Source organism: Clostridium sp. Marseille-Q7071, assembly GCF_965112025.1.
Window position 1 is genome coordinate 3,630,269 of sequence record NZ_CBCOPR010000001.1, and the last position, 17,244, is coordinate 3,647,512.

Sequence of the window (17,244 nt, forward strand, 5' to 3'; positions counted from 1 at the left end):
GTCCATAATTTTCAATTGTCAATTCTCCATTGTTTAACCTTCCCATTTATCTTTCCATTTTTCTAAACCTAACTTTTCTCTATAGTTATTAATGGCTTTGTGTATAGTCTGTTCTGCCAGTACGGAACAATGGATTTTTTCTGAAGGAAGCCCATCTAATGCCTCAATTACAGATTTGTTTGTTAAATTCCACGCTTCTTCCAAGGTTTTTCCCTTTATAAGTTCTGTAGCAATGCTAGAAGAAGCAATAGCAGATCCACAACCAAAGGTCATAAACCTAACATCTTTTATAGTATCGTTTTCTACTTTTATATATATCTTCATGATATCTCCACAGTTAGCATCTCCAGCTTCACCTATGCCATCTGCATCAGGTAAGGTTCCTACATTTCTAGGACTATAAAAATGTTCTAATAATTTATCACTATACTCCATAAAAATCTCCTTTTATAAAAATTACTTAAGAAATTTTTATAATAAATTAGGATATTTGGAATTCCAAATATCCTAATTTATTATATCTCTACAATGCTTAAATAAACTAATAGATAACTTACTTTATACCATATTATGTGACATAATCCATTGATAGTAGCACTATTAACAAAATCTATCAACCTAATAGCATAAAATAAACTTCCCATACTTTATTAGTTTTTTGTTTTAAACATGTTATAATATTTCGTCTATAATTCCACCACCAACAACAATATCTCCATCATAAAATACAACTGATTGGCCTTTTGTTATAGCTCTTTGTTTTTCTTCGAACTTAATTTTCACTTTATCATCATCTAATTGAGTTATTGTAGCAACTGCCGGTTTTGCAGAATACCTAACCTTTGCAGTAACCTTCATTTCACCTTCAAATTTATCAAAAGGAATCAAGTTAATATCTTTTGCAATTAATTCTGTTTTAAATATATCCTCTTCATCACCAAGTACCACTTGATTTTTTTCTGGAATTATATCTGTAACAAACATAGGCTTGCCTAATGCAATCCCTAATCCTTTCCTTTGACCTATAGTATAGTAAACTATACCCTTATGTGTTCCTAATACATTTCCATTTTTATCTACAAACTTCCCTGGATTTAAAATTTTACCAGTAAATTTTTCAATAAATCTTCCATGATTATTATCTGGAACAAAACATATTTCTTGAGAATCTTTCTTTCTAAATACTTCTAGACCAATTTTCTCTGCAATTTCTCTAATTTCAGTCTTGGAATATGCTCCACAAGGCATTAAGGTATGTGCTAACTGCTCTTGAGTTAAAGTATAAAGAGCATAGGTTTGATCTTTCTTATCATCTTGTGATCTCTTAAGCAAATATCTACCATCTATATTTTCTATAGTTGCATAGTGACCTGTTGCAATATAGTCAGCACCTAATGCCATAGCTTTTCTCAATAACTCCTCAAATTTTATATGTTTATTACACATAATGCATGGGTTAGGAGTTCTTCCACTAAAGTATTCATCAACAAAATTGTTAATTACAAGAGTTTGGAAAGGTCTTTTAAAGTTCATTACATAAAATGGAATGTCTAATTTATCAGCTACCCTTCTAGCATCCAATACAGCAGATAGTGAACAACATCCACCTTCATTTTCTGCATATTCAGGATCATCGGGAGCTAGTTTCATCATAATCCCTATAACTTCATATCCTTGCTCTTTCAAAAGATATGCTGCAACAGAACTATCTACTCCCCCACTCATTCCTATAACAACTTTTTTTTTCATAATTATTTCACCTATTCTCCGTGTACATTAGCATGTAACTCATCATGATCTGTTTCTTTAAAATCCCATGGAGTTAGGCCTTCTTTAACTCTATAATCATTTATTGCCTTATGAATTGCTTCTTCTGCAAGTACTGAGCAATGCATTTTTATCGGTGGAAGACCATCTAATGCTTCTGCCACTGCTAAATTTGTTAAATCCCATGCTTCTTCAACAGTTTTTCCTTTTATAAGCTCTGTAGCCATACTTGATGAAGCTATAGCTGAACCACATCCAAAAGTCTTAAACTTAGCGTCTACAACTACATTATTTTCTACTTTTAAATAAACCTTCATTATATCTCCGCATTTAGCATTTCCTACTTCTCCTATGCCATTAGCATTAACAATTTCTCCAACGTTTCTTGGATTTGTAAAATGATCCATTACTTTTTCGCTGTATATCATTATTTTTCCTCTCCTTTTAAAAAGTCATCATATAACGGTGACATATCTCTTAATCTTTGAACTATTGAAGGAACTTTCTCTAATACGTAATCCACTTCTTCTTCTGTTGTTCCATCACCAATGCTTAGTCTTAGTGAGCCATGAGCTATCTCATGTGGTAATCCTATTGCTAGTAATACATGTGATGGATCTAATGATCCAGATGTGCAAGCACTTCCACTTGAAGCACAAATTCCCATTGCATCTAACATTAATAGTACAGATTCACCTTCTATAAATTTAAAACATACATTTACATTACCCGGTAATCTTTTTTCTCCGGATGGTCCGTTTAATTTTGTATATGGTATTTTAAGTAATCCATCTATAAGTTTATCTCTTAATGCTATTAATTTTCTACTGTGATCTTCCATATTGTCTACTGCAAGTTCAATTGCTTTTCCAAGTCCAACTATTCCTGCTACATTTTCAGTACCAGCTCTTCTATTTTTCTCTTGAGCTCCACCATAAATTAAATTGTGGATTTTTATACCTTTTTTAATATATAAAACACCGACACCTTTAGGTCCATAAATTTTATGAGCAGCTAATGATAATAAATCTATATTCATATCTTTTACATCTACTGGTACATTTCCTATTGCTTGAACTGCATCTGTATGAAAGAATACTTTCTTATCTCTACAAATTTGACCTATTTCTTTTATTGATTGAATTACTCCAATCTCATTATTGGCAAACATTATAGTTACCAATATAGTCTTATCTGTTATAGCATTTTTTAAGTCCTCAATATTTATTAATCCTTCTTCATTAACATCTAAATATGTAACTTCAAATCCATGGTTTTTCTCAAGATATTCACAAGCATGTAATACTGCATGATGCTCTATTTTAGTTGTTATAATATGGTTTCCTTTATTTTTATGAGCAAAAGCAATACCTTTTATAGCCCAGTTGTCTGCTTCAGATCCACCACCAGTAAAGTAAATTTCACTTCTATCTGCATTTATGGCTTTGGCTACTCTATCTCTTGCCAAATCTAAAGCTTTTTTAGTTTCCCTTGAAATTGAGTATATAGATGACGGGTTACCATAAAATTGTGTAAAATATGGAATCATTTCATCTAAAACCTCTGGTTTTGTGTAAGTTGTCGCTGCATAATCCATGTAAACAGTTTTACTCATGATTAGTTGTCACTCCTTTTAATTTGGAAATATCCATATAATCTTCTACTATATCTTTAAGAGTAATAGACATTGTAACATTGTCTATACTATCTTTAATTTTTTTCCATACTAATCTTGTGGCACAACAATCTATGTTGTTGCAGGACTCTGTATCTAGACAATGGGATATTTCTATTGGTCCTTCTAACACCTCTAAAATATCATAAATTCTTATTTCATCTGGCGCCTTACCTAACACATATCCACCCATAGCACCTCTTATGCTCTTAATAAGTCCTGATTTTCTCAATGTAGAAAATAATTGCTCTAAATAGTATTCCGATATATTTTGTCTTTCTGAAATGGTCTTTATTGAAACTGGTTCTTTCCCATAGCGTATAGCTAAGTCAACCATAGCTTTAACACCATAACGACCTTTCGTTGATAATTTCATTACCTCACTCCTTAATGTTGAGTGTTTTACTACACTTTGATAATATCAAACCAGAGTAATCATGTCAACAATTAATAATTCAATGTTTCTATTATTTGTACCAATTATTATAGTATTTAATATTATGATTATAAGGGTAGTACTATATAGCTATAAATGCTATATATGAAAGGAGGTAAAAAATGAGTAGTAAATATAATAACGTATATAGAAAACTAGTAGTAGGTGTCAACAATAAAGTACCTTTAATAGACGGTACCTTAGTAACTGGCATAAATTTTGATAATGCTGCAACTACACCTCCTCTTTTCTGTGTATTAGATGATATTATTCACTTCTCACCTTACTATTCTTCTATTCATCGTGGTGAAGGATACAAATCTCAAGTTTCCACTATGCTATATGAAGAAAGTAGAGACGTGGTTGGTAAGTTTGTAAATTATGACCCTAATTATATGCAAACTATTTTTGTAAAAAATTGTAGTGAAGCTATAAATAAACTTTGTAACATTCTCTACGAAGACGATGAAGATAAAGTAATATTATCTAGCTACATGGAACATCATTCCAATGATCTACCTTGGAGAGCAAAGTATAAAGTTGATTATATAAATATTGATAACGCTGGTAATTTAGATCTTAATGATTTAGAAAATAAATTAATTAAATATCAAGGAAATATAAAACTTGTAACTATAACTGGCGCTTCTAATGTAACCGGTCATAAAAATCACATCTATAGTATTTCCAGGTTAGTTCATAAATATGATTGTAAGCTATTAGTAGATGGTGCTCAATTAGTTCCACATGCCCCTGTAGATTTAAGACCTTTTAATTGTGATGACCATATAGATTTCATAGCTTTTTCTGGTCATAAAGTCTACGCTCCTTTTGGTTCTGGGGTGTTAATAGGTCCAAAAGAAACTTTTGAACATTGCCATCCAGATCATGTAGGAGGAGGAACTATTTCCTTTGTAACTCCTGACTATGTGAGGTGGGCTTCATCTCCTGATAAGCATGAGGCAGGAAGTCCAAATGTTCTAGGTGCATTAGCTATTGTTTCCTCTATTAGAAAATTATCATCTTTAGGAATGAAAAACTTGGAAAACTATGAGAGATATTTAACAGAATATGCTACTGCTAACCTTTTATTAATTCCTTATGTAACTCTTTATGGAGACTATTTAAATTTTAATGATAAGGTTAGCATAATTTCTTTTAATATAGAGGGAGTTCATCATGGAACTTTAGCTAAAATTCTATCTTATGAATTTGGCATTGCAGTAAGAAGTGGCTGTTTTTGTGCTCAACCTTATATGCAGAAATTACTAAATGTAAGCCAAGAAGAGATTGTTAGAAATATGTCCCTTCCTAAAGAAGTTTATCCTGGTACTGTAAGAATTAGTTTTGGCATGTACAATACTATAGATGAAATTAATAGACTTTTATATGCTATAGATGAAATAGCATTAAATAGAGAGTATTATATAAAGAAATATCGAAATATAAAAATAACACTTTTGGATTAATAAATAGCCGTGGTTCAAAGCCACGGTTTCTTAGGGTAAAATTATGTTTAATGGCTAGTTTTTTTAATCTATATTTTAAATGAATTATAGGATTTAATCTTTATAGGTAAAAAGCCGCGATTAAAATCACGACTTTTTTAACATCTTTATTTTATCAATAAATTTAAGATTTCATCCTCTTTTATGTTAGAGAAATACTCACTTATTTGAAAATTAGATAATACTTTTTTAATTTCACTTTCTTCATGATTTTTACCTATAAGAGATTTTTCTATTTCACCCACATCTTCCTTACCAAAAAAATCTCCAAAAATCTTTACATCTTTTATTACACCTTTTTCAACTTTTATATTAACTTCTACAGTACCACCTGCAAATTTTTCCTCATTATAAAAATCATATTTGGGCGACTGTCCAAAATTCCATTTCCAAGTTTCGTATTTAGATTTTTTTAGATTTTCTACATCTCTTATTTCTCTTTCACTTAACCTCTCAATAACTGCATTTTTATCATTTTTTGTAATATACTCAAATATCAGTGTTTTAAATTCTTCTACTGTAAGAGGTGATTTTAAATGCTCACTTATATTTGTGACTCTACTTACAACTGATTTTACCGCTTTATCAGAGAACTTTACTGGCTTTGATATTAATGCACCACTTAAATTGTTCATATTAACAGAAAATAATATACAGCCATGATGCATCATTCTATTCTTATGCTTACATTGTGCATTTCCAACAACTTTTTTTCCATCAATAATTAAGTCATTTCTACCAGAAAATTCAGCTTTTATACCTAACTCTTTTAAAACACCTATGATAGGCTGTAAAAACTTTTCAAAATCAGTAAAACTTTCTCCGTCATCTCCAACTATAAAAGTAAAATTAAGATTTCCCAAATCATGAAATACAGCGCCACCACCACTTTGTCTTCTTACAACCTTAATATTATTAGTTTTAACATAATCCACATTTATTTCTGACAGTGTATTTTGATTTTTTCCTACAACTATACAAGGCTCATTTCTCCATAAAACAAAATACTCATCATTTTTTTCTTTTAATAAATACTCTTCTAAGGCTAAATTAAAATATGGACTTATACATGTATTATCTATATATCTCATAACTGTTTACCCCTTGTAAATCTATTTATTTATGCTGTGTATCGCTTCTCCATTTAAAGCTAGTATCGCTTCATAAAAGGCTTCCCCTAAAGTAGGATGACTATGAACTATATCTTTTATATCATAAGCCTTCATTTTTTTATCTATAGCTAAAACCCCTTCATGGATTAAATCCGAAGCATGAGGTCCCATAATGTGAATTCCTAACAATGTATTATCTTCACTATTACATATTGCTTTAACAAATCCTTCTCCTTCTCCAAGTGCTAGTGCTTTTCCATTAGCACCAAATAGGAATTTACTCTTTTTATATGGTATTCCTTTTTCCTTGGCCTCTTCTTCAGTAATTCCAACTGTAGCTATTTCTGGGAATGTGAATATACAATTTGGAATAGAAGGATTGTGGATATCTTTATTTAATAATATCTTTTCTACTACTTGTACACCTTGGTGAGAAGCAGCATGAGCTAATTGGCATATTCCATTTACATCGCCTATAGCATATATGCCTTTTATGGAAGTTTCATAATTCTCATTAACTTTAATTTTTTTCCTATCAAAATCTACTCCTATTTTATCTAGGTTCAATCCGTCAAAGTTAGCTATTCTTCCTTTAGCCACTAGCACCATATCAGCCTTAATTTCTACTTCCCCTTTTTTGCTGTCGCACTTTATAATAACTTCTTCTTCTCCACTAATACTTTTCACAACAGTAGAAGTTTGTATTTGAATTCCCGTTCTTTTAGCCATAGCTGTATATCTCTTAGTAATTTCTCTATCCACATCATATAATATGGAATCTCTTGCTACTATAACTGTTACATTAGACCCTAATGCATTAAAAATACTAGCAAATTCCATTCCTATTACCCCGCCACCTATAACAGCTAAAGTTTTAGGAATATGGTCAAAATCTAAAAGTTCATCACTGGTTATAACCTTAGAATTATTAATTCCTTCTATAGATGGAATTTCTGATTTGGAACCACTAGCTATAATTATGTTCTTTCCCTTTAATATTGTTTCGCCTTCTTTAGTTATGACACTGATAGTATTATTATCAATAAAAGAAGCCTCTCCACTTATAAATTCTACACCATTTCCTTCTATAAGCTTCTCAATACCGCCAACTAAAGTATTTACAATTTCACTCTTTCTATTTTGTATTTTTTCTACATTTACTTCATAGTTGTCAACTTTTATACCAAAATCCTCAATATGATTTAAATTATTTAAAAGTTCAGCTGTTCTATATAAGGTTTTAGTCGGAATACATCCTCTATTAAGACAAGTACCTCCGACTCTATCTTTCTCTATAACACATACTTTTGCACCTAATTGAGCTGCTCTTATGCCAGCTACATATCCACCAGGTCCACCGCCAATTATAATAATATCCTTTATATCATCCATATAAATGCCCTCCACTATTTTAAACAATTAACAATTCTAGTCAAAATCCCAAAATTTTGTAATCAATCATTTATAAAAATTTAGTAGTTTAAGTAAAGGCGTGATTAAACATCACGCCTTATTTTTACCACTTTAATATAGGGGTTCTAGCTGCTTTAACTTGGTCTAGTCGTCTCACTGGTGCATTATGAGGTGCATCATGTAATAATTCTGGATTTTCTTTTGCCTCCACAGCTATTTTTTTCATTACCTCGATAAATTCATTAATAGTTTCTATACTCTCACTTTCAGTTGGTTCCACCATAAGTGCTTCTTCAACTATTAATGGGAAATATACTGTTGGAGGATGAACTCCATAATCTATCATTCGTTTTGCCACATCTACTGTAGAAAGTCCATTAGGATTATCTTTTAATCCTGCAAAAACAACTTCATGCATACATACTTCGTCTATAGCTACCTTATAATAATCCTTTAAGGCTTCTTTTATATAGTTAGCATTTAATACTGCATTTTCAGATGCTGATTTTAAACCATCACTACCCATACTCAATATATAAGTATAAGCCTTTACTAGCACACCAAAATTACCATAAAAACTTCTTATTTTTCCTATAGATTCCGGTAAATTATGATCTAATGAAAATCTATTATCTTCTTTTTTTATTAACGGAACTGGAAGAAATTTAGCCAGTTTTTTATTTACTCCTACTGGTGCTGCTCCTGGTCCCCCTCCACCATGTGGCGTAGAAAAAGTCTTATGAAGATTTAAATGACAAACATCAAATCCCATATCTCCAGGTCTCGCAATTCCCATGATGGCATTCAAATTTGCACCATCATAGTACAATAATCCACCTGCTTCATGAACTAAATCACTTATAAGCTTTATATCTTTTTCAAACAATCCTAAAGTACTAGGATTTGTAAGCATAAGTCCAGCTATCTCATCATTTAATACACTTTTTAAATCGTCTATGCAAACTCTGCCATGTTCATCAGATTTGATTTCTACTATATCAAATCCTGCTACAGCCGCACTAGCTGGATTTGTTCCATGGGCTGAATCAGGAACTATTATTTTATTTCTTTTATAATCTCCTCTGCTTTCATGATAAGCCTTTATAAGTAAAAGACCTGTAAACTCACCATGAGCACCTGCAGCTGGTTGAAGAGTATATTCATCCATACCAGTAATTTCACAAAGTCTTGAAGATAAATCATACATAAGTTCTAATGAACCTTGTACTGTATCCTCATTTTGATATGGGTGTATTTTTGAAAATCCTGGTAAACTTGCTATATCTTCATTAATTTTTGGGTTATATTTCATAGTGCAAGATCCTAATGGATAAAATCCTTTATCTACACTATAGTTTTTATTTGAAAGAGCAGTGTAGTGTCTTACTACGTCTACTTCGCTAACTTCTGGAAGATTTAAATCTTCCGCTCTTAACATATCTTTTGGTACTAAGTTCGCTATATCTATATCAGGCACATCTAAAGCAGGAAGTCTATAACCTTTTCTACCCTCTGATGATAGTTCAAATATAATTTTATTATACTTTTTCATTATATCTCCTCCATCACTTTTACTAATGTATCAATTTCTTTTCTTGTTCTTTTCTCTGTTACACATAAAAGCATTGAATTTTCATAATGAGGGTATGCTTTAGCTAAATTATATCCACCTAATATATTTTCATTTAATAACTTCTTATTAATTTCACAAGTTGAAGTTTCTGATTTCATTGCAAACTCTTTAAAGAATGGTTTATTAAATAATGGTTTATATTTGCCACTACTTGTTAATGCTTCATAGGCATAATGAGATTTTTTAATACATTGAGTTGCAATTTCTTTTATTCCTTCTTTCCCTAAAGTAGCCATGTATACAGCTGCACCTATAGAAATTAAAGTTTGATCTGAACATATATTGGAAGTAGCTTTTTCTCTTCTTATATGTTGTTCACGAGCTTGTAATGTTAGAACAAAGCCTCTCTCCCCATCTACATCCTCTGTTTGACCTGCTATTCTTCCTGGCATTTTTCTCATAAGCTTTTTAGTAGTATTTAAAAATCCTAGGCCTGGTCCACCAAAGCTTATATTAGCTCCAAGACCTTGTCCATCACCAACTACTATATCTGCACCAAGTTCACCAGGACTCTTTAATATACCTAGTGATATTGGATCTACACTCATAATTAAAAGTGATTTATTACTATGAACTAATTTTTCTATTTCTCCAATTTCTTCTATGATTCCAAAGAAGTTAGGACTTTGTATAATAACTGCTGCTATATCCTTATCCAAAATACTTTGAAGTTTTTCAATATTAGTTGTGCCTTCACATTCCTCAATTTCCACCATATTATAGCCTTTAAACTTTAGATAAGTTTTAAGTACTCTTCTTGTTTCAGGATTTACTGTAGAAGAAACAGCTATAGTTTTTCTTCTTGTTGCATCTATAGCCATTACTGATGCCTCAGCAACAGCTGTAGCTCCGTCATACATAGCTGAGTTTGAAACTTCCATGCCTGTTAAATTACAAATCATACTTTGATATTCAAATATACTTTGAAGTGTACCTTGGCTTATCTCTGGTTGATATGGAGTGTATGCTGTATAAAACTCAGATCTTCCTATTAAATGTTTTACTGTAGCAGGTATATAATGATCATAACTTCCAGCTCCTAAAAAACAAGTAATATCATCTGTAGATTTATTTTTTCTTACTAATTCTTTTATTTTATTAGTAACTTCTATTTCTGATAGGGATTTTTCCAAATTTAACTCTCTATTTAACTTAACTTCATCTGGTATATCTTTAAATAAATCCTCCATAGATTTTATTGAAAGAAAATCAAATATTTCCTGTATCTCTTTTTCTGTATTAGGTATATAAGGAAACATATTATTCCTCCTTATCACAAATATTTTCGTACTCTTTTGGACTTAATAACTCTTTAAGTTCACTTTCATCTTGTAATTCCACTGCTATCATCCAGCTTTCATAAGGATTTCCATTAACAGTTTCTGGACTGTCAGTTATTTCTTCATTAAACTCAACCACATTACCACTAACTGGTATATAAATATCAGATGCAGCTTTAACAGATTCAACTACTCCAAAAGCATCACCTTTAGAAAATTCTGTTCCTTCTTCTGGCAACTCTATAAATACTATATCTCCTAACAATCTTTGAGCATAATCGGTAATTCCAATATAAGCCTTATTTCCTTCTACTCTTATCCATTCATGATTCTTTGTATATAATAAATTATCTAAAACTAACATCTTAAATTCCCCCTTATTTTTGTGTTTTTTTACTATAAAATTTCTTATTAATAACTACAGCTTTTAATTCTCTGTTTCTTACTTTAATAAATATTTCGTTGCCTAATGCTGAATATTTTTCATCAATTAATGCAAAACCTATATTCTTTTTTAATGTAGGTGACATGTAGCCTGTAGTAACATGTCCAATATCTTTACCATCTACTATAACTCTATAACCATGCCTTGCAATTCCTTTATCAAGCAATTCAAATCCAACTAATTTTCTTTTTACTCCATCTGACTTTTGCTTTACTAATGCATCTCTACCTATGAAATTATCTTTATTAAGTTTTACAAAAAAGCCAAATCCCATTTCTAATGGCGTTATTGTAGCATCCATTTCATTTCCGTATAATGGTAGAGTCGCTTCAAATCTTAAAGTGTCCCTAGCACCAAGACCAATTGGTTCAACTTCTAAATCTTTTCCTTCTTCTAAGATAGCTCTCCACAATTCAACTAAATTTTTAGGTTCAGTATATATTTCAAAACCATCTTCTCCAGTATATCCTGTCCTTGAAACTAAGCATTTTTTACCTTTAACTTCTACGTTTCTTTTAAATTTAAAGAAACCTATTTCTGATAGATCTATAGAAACTAATTTTTGAAGAATTTCTTGTGCTTTTGGTCCTTGAAGTGCCAACTGCCCAAATTCATCAGAAATATTATTTAATTCTACATCATAGTTTCCTTTATTATCCAACATCCATTTATAATCTTTTTCCATATTGCTGGCATTTACTACTAAAAAATATTCTTCTTTTGAAAATCTATAAACAAGCAAGTCATCTACTACACCACCAGTTTCATTACACATGAAGGTGTATAATACGTCATTGTCTTCTAAGGTTTTTACATCATTAGTTATAAGATAATTTACAAAAGTTTCTGCATCTTTTCCCTTGATGATTATTTCTCCCATGTGTGATACATCAAATAATCCGGCTTTCTCCCTTACTGCCTCATGTTCTTCTAAAATTCCCTTAAACTGCACAGGAAGTCTGTATCCTGCAAAATCAACAACCTTTCCTCCATAATTTTTATATTCCTCTATTAGAGGGGTAGTTTTTAATGTATCCATCTTAATCCCTCCTACTATTATAGATTTACTTTTCGGAATACGTTTACACCTCAATTTTATGAAGTATAACATTATAGTATGCCTAAAGTTATTTAATCACTAATTACTCCCTCAAAATATAATGTAAGGAATCTTTAGTAACTTTTTACTCTACAATAAATATTATAATATTTATTTCACGATAATTCAAACTATTCTAACTAATTATTAATATATTTTTAAAATTTAATCATGTAAGTTAACCATTGAATAAACATATTTTGATAATTTATTAACAATTTTTTCTTTTTTATTATATATATGAATGATTATAATAAATTAATTATATATATATCTTTATATCAAAGACCTCCCAATTCTTATAATAATTACTATTTTGTTTATTCTTTAACTGTATATATTAATAATTAATGATTATTTTAACGAAGTTAATATTAATATTTTATTAATTCCTAACACTATGTTCATTTTCTTAGTAACTATATCCAAAGAAAAATCTTTCTATTGGTAACATAGGATTTAATGTAAAAAAGTCGCAACTATATAGTCACGGCTTTTTTACATATAATATAATTTTTTCTTAATAGTTTTCAACTTGGAGTTGCTGTAATTTGCACCTATTTATATATTGATTTAATATTATATTTCCTACCATAAGACAAGCTCTTATAGAATACATCATATCTTTTTCATATTCTTTTAATTTATTGTCTTGTATATATTCTTTATGAAGATTTTCAATAGAGTTTATTAAATCTTCAGTGGATATTTCATTTTGTAAATACCTACAACTTGGCATTGAATTTATCCTCTTAATATATTTCCCTATATACACCATTTGATGGAACTCATATAAATGATGCTGAGGTATAGTTCCTTCATAGTGACCATTATGAGGATAGCAGAAGAAATCACAAACAAAATGCAAGATTGCACCTAAGTCTCTCAAAAATTTATTGTAATTTATGCCTTCCTCAATATCTCCATAAATTTTATTAATTAAATTATATGCATATTCAGTATATGCTTCTTTTGTATGATTTCTCATAGTAGTTTCAATCTTTATATCTGGTCTTACATTACCATAAAAAAAGTTAATCTTTTTAATATTTACATCTAATTCTTTTTCAAATCTTGGTGTAAAATGTGATGCTAAAATTATATGTGTAAATACATTCATTTTCATTACCTCTTATCTAAATTTGTATAAGCAAATTAAAATTTATATTAGGTTAATTTTTAATAGTTGTTTATATAAAAAATAATAAAACAATCTGATAATCAATCTATAACTAAATTTAAAATATAATTTTCTTAATTTTAAAACCTAACACTCTTCTTATTATATTAATAATAAAACTCATTTTCAAATTAGAATTTTATTAGAAAACATTATCATTCTTAATAATTTAGCTACTTTATTGTAAGTCTTTATGTTTTATAACTATTTAAGAGGTAAAACTTTTTAGATTACATTAAACATAATAAAGCACTATTAAATTATTAAAATTAGATAATTTAATAGTGCTTATTTAAAACTATAAAAGTTTATTAATAAATCTTTTAACAAAAGTGTATTTAAAAAAGCCTTCTCATTTATTCACTTTCTAAAGTATTTGCTAATTCTGCGCTATCTAAATTTATACTACTATTTTCCCTTTCTACTACATTAATAATGGCTTTTTTATCCTTATTTTGATTTTCTTCTTCCACACTTTCTATAGAATCATTTTCTTCAGCTCTATACAAAGCCTTCTTAAATCCTAATATAGAAACGAATAATATTGATGCTGCTATACTTATACAAAGCCATGATTCCATTTTGTCAAATAAAAATCCAAATATCATTTGTCCTAGTGGAATAGCAGCCATAGCTCCTGTGTTAATTACGGCTCCCACTCTTCCCATCATAGATAGTGGTACAATCTGATTTATCATAGTTCCTGTAGCTATATTCACAATAACTATCACTAGTCCAATAATAAACATATCGATACTCAAAGTAATATATGGTATAAAATTGCTATTAAATAAATCTAAATATAAAGATGATGATATTATTGCCATTATGCCCATAAGTATAGATGTAATAAAAATATTTAAAAATAGTATTTTACTTAATTTAAACTTTTTAGAAACTGTACTACATAAAAATGGAGCAATAATCATAGCTACTACAATGATTGATTGTAAAGCTCCATATTGATAGTCATTAATTTTTAATATTTCTTTTGAAAGATATGGTAGACCTATTGAAAATATAGGATTAAACGCAAAATTAATTATTAAACTTAAAATAATTATATTAAATATTATTTTTTTATTTTTGATAAAACTAACACCATCCATAAAATCTTTAGAAAAAGATTTTATATTTATTTTTTCAGGTTTTTTATTAACTTTCGGTATATTTATAAACATCTCACTTATTGAAGATAGAATAAAACTTATTGAATTTACAATCAATATTATAAACATATCAAAAAATCCTAATAAAAGTCCTGCCAATAGCGGTGCTATAAAATTACCTAAGTTCATAATAAAAGAATTTATTCCATTTGCATCTACCAATTCTTCTTTTTTAACAAGAGTTGGTATAACAGTATTTATAGCTGGATTAAATAATGTTGATACTATAGACATTAAAATGACTAAAACATATATATGTGATAAAGACAACTCTCCATTTATCTTATATATAATAGCAAAAATCCCAATAATAATACCATTTAGCATATCTAACAATACTATAATTTTCTTTCTATCAAACCAATCAGCAATTACTCCTGCAATAGGTCCAAGAATTAATTGAGGTATTAAAGTTATAGCTAATACTGATGCAAATTTAGTAGCAGAACCTGTAATTTTAAGTACATAAAGTGAAAGTGCAAAACTTTGCATTTGGCTTCCTATTAATGACACTAATTTTCCTAACATTAATAAGAAAAAATCCTTATCTTTTAGCATTTCTATTTTCATTTTATTTGCTCCTTTTGATGATACTTTCTCTAATTCTTACCTCATCATAAGTACTTAAGTTAAATCGTATGCTTCTTAGGAATTTAAATTCTAAGCAAATAGTTTATTATAATAAAATTCTTTTGTTTACCTTAATACTACCATACATTATATTACATTTAAAATTATTTTTTACATTTATTCATTTTTTGCTGCAATCTTTAGCTAATTATTTGATTTAGATGAATCGAGTAGGAGCTGAATAATTATTTTATTCAGCGACCTCTCAGTCGAGTAGCAAAGAGGAATTTCACCTCAATGCTCTCACAGAACCGTACGTGAATCTCTCGATTCATACGGCTCTTATCATTTTACCTTATGGTGTAAACCCAAAAGCCCAATGTGAAAACATGTTGGGCTCTCTTTTGCAATCTCTTTTAGCCATTTTTCAGCGTTAGTCCGATGATTCCTGAAGTACTTGTATTTAGACATTGTCCATTTTACAAGTCTTCGATTTATACAGTCCATAGTATATTTCACAGCAGATTTATTATATTTGCTAAAATAATTCAGCCAGCCACGAATCATGGGATTCAAAATTTCAGCAACCATTTCAATCTTGCTTCCAGACATAGAATGTATATTCTTTTCCTTTATTTTGTCCCTGAATGATTTAGCAGATTTCCTGCTCACTAGTGGCAAAAAATTAAACTGTAATCTACCAGTCCTATCTTTTATGAATACTCTTCTAAATGTATAACCAAGAAAGTCAAACTCTGTGTTTGAATATTCAAGTTTCCTATCCTTATCTTTGCAGTACACAATCTTAGTCTTTTGAGGATGTAATTCTAATTTACACTCAGTCAGTCTTTTGTTTAATGCGTTTAAGATTTCTTGAGCAGTATTTTCATTTTTACAATGGATGATGGCATCATCTGCATACCTTTCAAATGGTGCTTCCTTGTAGTTTCTTGTCAACCAAACATCAAAAGTATAATGCATAAACAAATTTGCAAGAAGTGGGCTTATTACTCCTCCTTGTGGAGTTCCGCTAGTTCTTTCTATGATTTCATTGCCGACAATAAATGGTGCCTTTAACCATCTTTCAATATAGAGTAAAATCCATGGTTCTTTAGTATGAAGCTTAACTGCTTTCATAAGCAATTCATGGTCAATGTTATCAAAAAGTCCTTTTATATCAAACTCTATGACGTAATCATATTTCCAACATCTTTCTCTTGCTTTCCCTATGGCATCAAGTGCCGATTTATTTGGTCTGTATCCATATGAGTCCTCGTGGAAAACAGACTCAATACTAGATTCTAAATACATTTTAACAACCATTTGTGCTATTCGGTCACTTGTTGTAGGTATGCCAAGTCGTCTAGTGCCTCCTAATTTCTTAGGAATTTCTACTGCCTTTACAGGCGGTGGAAAGTAGCTACCAGAACTCATTCTGTTCCAGATTTTGTACAAGTTTGCTTTCAGGTCTTTTTGAAAGTCTTCTATATCAACTTCATCAATACCTGCGCTACCTTTATTTCGTTTCACTCTTTTAAATGCTTCTAATGCTACTAGCTTTGAAATTTCATAAGGTTTGCTGCCTTTCATATGTTCCTCCTGTTTTTTTTTTTACAGTTGTCATTTGAACTCAGCTAAAATGACACAATCCCTTTGCTCCATTGCCATTACAGCAACTTCATTACTACTACGGATTGTTCCGCCCCTGTACTACACATTGCTATTTCAGCCTTGCCTTTCTGTGACTTGTGCTTTTTCGCTTTACATTGTAGTGCAGGTTCCTGTGTTTCACAACAGAGCCTATTGTACGCTCATGCCACCTTAATACCGGTTGCCAAGTAGACGGTACCATCAGGTTTCCTCTACTCTTATCCTTAGTTAGTGGTGAAAACTAAGTTTTGACAACATCTTACGCTATCGATACTTCATCAATGGTTCACTCTCGTTCATCTTCGTA

The 17,244-nt window shown here is 30.0% G+C and carries 15 protein-coding genes; 1 reads left to right on the plus strand and 14 read right to left on the minus strand.

Annotated elements, in window-relative coordinates; translation table 11 throughout:
• Positions 1–33 precede the first annotated feature (33 nt).
• The 5 genes from nifU (ACWPW7_RS17235) to ACWPW7_RS17255 form a co-directional block, all read right to left on the minus strand.
• Positions 34–435, minus strand: a complete 402-nt coding sequence (gene nifU / locus ACWPW7_RS17235; protein ID WP_454054501.1) for a Fe-S cluster assembly scaffold protein NifU — start codon at positions 433–435, stop codon at positions 34–36.
• A gap of 237 nt (positions 436–672) precedes the next feature.
• Complete coding sequence (gene mnmA / locus ACWPW7_RS17240) at positions 673–1,749, minus strand: tRNA 2-thiouridine(34) synthase MnmA (RefSeq protein WP_454054502.1); 1,077 nt, start codon at positions 1,747–1,749, stop codon at positions 673–675.
• Positions 1,750–1,760: 11 nt separating this feature from the next.
• Complete coding sequence (gene nifU / locus ACWPW7_RS17245; protein ID WP_291567844.1) at positions 1,761–2,195, minus strand: Fe-S cluster assembly scaffold protein NifU; 435 nt, start codon at positions 2,193–2,195, stop codon at positions 1,761–1,763.
• Positions 2,195–3,382: a cysteine desulfurase NifS gene (nifS, locus tag ACWPW7_RS17250; RefSeq protein ID WP_039631399.1), complete on the minus strand. Its 1,188-nt coding sequence runs from the start codon at positions 3,380–3,382 to the stop codon at positions 2,195–2,197. Before nifS ends, nifU (ACWPW7_RS17245) begins: the two co-directional genes overlap by 1 nt.
• Positions 3,375–3,818 carry an RrF2 family transcriptional regulator gene (locus ACWPW7_RS17255; RefSeq protein ID WP_291567841.1) on the minus strand — a complete coding sequence of 148 codons (444 nt, stop codon included), beginning with the start codon at positions 3,816–3,818 and terminating at the stop codon, positions 3,375–3,377. The genes nifS and ACWPW7_RS17255 overlap by 8 nt, the downstream gene beginning before the upstream one ends.
• 182 nt (positions 3,819–4,000) lie before the next feature.
• Here ACWPW7_RS17255 and ACWPW7_RS17260 point away from each other — a divergent pair, with 182 nt between their 5' ends.
• Positions 4,001–5,347, plus strand: coding sequence for an aminotransferase class V-fold PLP-dependent enzyme (locus ACWPW7_RS17260; RefSeq protein WP_454054503.1), 1,347 nt, complete (start codon positions 4,001–4,003; stop codon positions 5,345–5,347).
• Positions 5,348–5,493: 146 nt separating this feature from the next.
• Here ACWPW7_RS17260 and ACWPW7_RS17265 read toward each other — a convergent pair whose 3' ends face one another.
• The 9 genes from ACWPW7_RS17265 to ltrA all read right to left on the minus strand — a co-directional run bounded on the left by ACWPW7_RS17265 (position 5,494) and on the right by ltrA (position 16,877).
• Positions 5,494–6,477 (minus strand): lipoate--protein ligase, encoded by a 984-nt coding sequence (locus ACWPW7_RS17265; RefSeq protein ID WP_454054504.1) that lies wholly within the window; start codon positions 6,475–6,477, stop codon positions 5,494–5,496.
• 21 nt (positions 6,478–6,498) lie between these two features.
• Positions 6,499–7,890: a dihydrolipoyl dehydrogenase gene (lpdA, locus tag ACWPW7_RS17270; protein WP_454054505.1), complete on the minus strand. Its 1,392-nt coding sequence runs from the start codon at positions 7,888–7,890 to the stop codon at positions 6,499–6,501.
• A 124-nt stretch (positions 7,891–8,014) separates the two neighbouring features.
• Positions 8,015–9,463: an aminomethyl-transferring glycine dehydrogenase subunit GcvPB gene (gene gcvPB / locus ACWPW7_RS17275; RefSeq protein WP_454054506.1), complete on the minus strand. Its 1,449-nt coding sequence runs from the start codon at positions 9,461–9,463 to the stop codon at positions 8,015–8,017.
• Entirely contained in the window at positions 9,463–10,803 is a 1,341-nt protein-coding gene (gene gcvPA, locus ACWPW7_RS17280; RefSeq protein ID WP_454054507.1) for an aminomethyl-transferring glycine dehydrogenase subunit GcvPA, read from the minus strand. The genes gcvPB and gcvPA overlap by 1 nt, the downstream gene beginning before the upstream one ends.
• A gap of 1 nt (position 10,804) precedes the next feature.
• Positions 10,805–11,188: a glycine cleavage system protein GcvH gene (gcvH, locus tag ACWPW7_RS17285; RefSeq protein WP_454054508.1), complete on the minus strand. Its 384-nt coding sequence runs from the start codon at positions 11,186–11,188 to the stop codon at positions 10,805–10,807.
• Positions 11,189–11,201: 13 nt separating this feature from the next.
• Positions 11,202–12,308 carry a glycine cleavage system aminomethyltransferase GcvT gene (gene gcvT / locus ACWPW7_RS17290; protein WP_291567826.1) on the minus strand — a complete coding sequence of 369 codons (1,107 nt, stop codon included), beginning with the start codon at positions 12,306–12,308 and terminating at the stop codon, positions 11,202–11,204.
• 580 nt (positions 12,309–12,888) lie between these two features.
• Positions 12,889–13,488 carry a zinc dependent phospholipase C family protein gene (locus ACWPW7_RS17295; protein WP_454054509.1) on the minus strand — a complete coding sequence of 200 codons (600 nt, stop codon included), beginning with the start codon at positions 13,486–13,488 and terminating at the stop codon, positions 12,889–12,891.
• 416 nt (positions 13,489–13,904) lie between these two features.
• A complete protein-coding gene (locus ACWPW7_RS17300; RefSeq protein ID WP_454054510.1) occupies positions 13,905–15,287 on the minus strand; it encodes an MFS transporter in 1,383 nt (460 codons plus the stop codon).
• A 345-nt stretch (positions 15,288–15,632) separates the two neighbouring features.
• Entirely contained in the window at positions 15,633–16,877 is a 1,245-nt protein-coding gene (gene ltrA, locus ACWPW7_RS17305) for a group II intron reverse transcriptase/maturase (RefSeq protein WP_454054511.1), read from the minus strand.
• Between the last annotated feature and the right edge of the window lie 367 nt (positions 16,878–17,244).

Coding starts and splice junctions, on each gene's coding strand:
- nifU (WP_454054501.1), bottom strand. CDS start 435: ATGGAGTATAGTGATAAATTATTAGAACATTTTTATAGTCCTAGAAAT.
- mnmA (WP_454054502.1), bottom strand. CDS start 1,749: ATGAAAAAAAAAGTTGTTATAGGAATGAGTGGGGGAGTAGATAGTTCT.
- nifU (WP_291567844.1), bottom strand. CDS start 2,195: ATGATATACAGCGAAAAAGTAATGGATCATTTTACAAATCCAAGAAAC.
- nifS (WP_039631399.1), bottom strand. CDS start 3,382: ATGAGTAAAACTGTTTACATGGATTATGCAGCGACAACTTACACAAAA.
- ACWPW7_RS17255 (WP_291567841.1), bottom strand. CDS start 3,818: ATGAAATTATCAACGAAAGGTCGTTATGGTGTTAAAGCTATGGTTGAC.
- ACWPW7_RS17260 (WP_454054503.1), top strand. CDS start 4,001: ATGAGTAGTAAATATAATAACGTATATAGAAAACTAGTAGTAGGTGTC.
- ACWPW7_RS17265 (WP_454054504.1), bottom strand. CDS start 6,477: ATGAGATATATAGATAATACATGTATAAGTCCATATTTTAATTTAGCC.
- lpdA (WP_454054505.1), bottom strand. CDS start 7,890: ATGGATGATATAAAGGATATTATTATAATTGGCGGTGGACCTGGTGGA.
- gcvPB (WP_454054506.1), bottom strand. CDS start 9,463: ATGAAAAAGTATAATAAAATTATATTTGAACTATCATCAGAGGGTAGA.
- gcvPA (WP_454054507.1), bottom strand. CDS start 10,803: ATGTTTCCTTATATACCTAATACAGAAAAAGAGATACAGGAAATATTT.
- gcvH (WP_454054508.1), bottom strand. CDS start 11,188: ATGTTAGTTTTAGATAATTTATTATATACAAAGAATCATGAATGGATA.
- gcvT (WP_291567826.1), bottom strand. CDS start 12,308: ATGGATACATTAAAAACTACCCCTCTAATAGAGGAATATAAAAATTAT.
- ACWPW7_RS17295 (WP_454054509.1), bottom strand. CDS start 13,488: ATGAATGTATTTACACATATAATTTTAGCATCACATTTTACACCAAGA.
- ACWPW7_RS17300 (WP_454054510.1), bottom strand. CDS start 15,287: ATGAAAATAGAAATGCTAAAAGATAAGGATTTTTTCTTATTAATGTTA.
- ltrA (WP_454054511.1), bottom strand. CDS start 16,877: ATGAAAGGCAGCAAACCTTATGAAATTTCAAAGCTAGTAGCATTAGAA.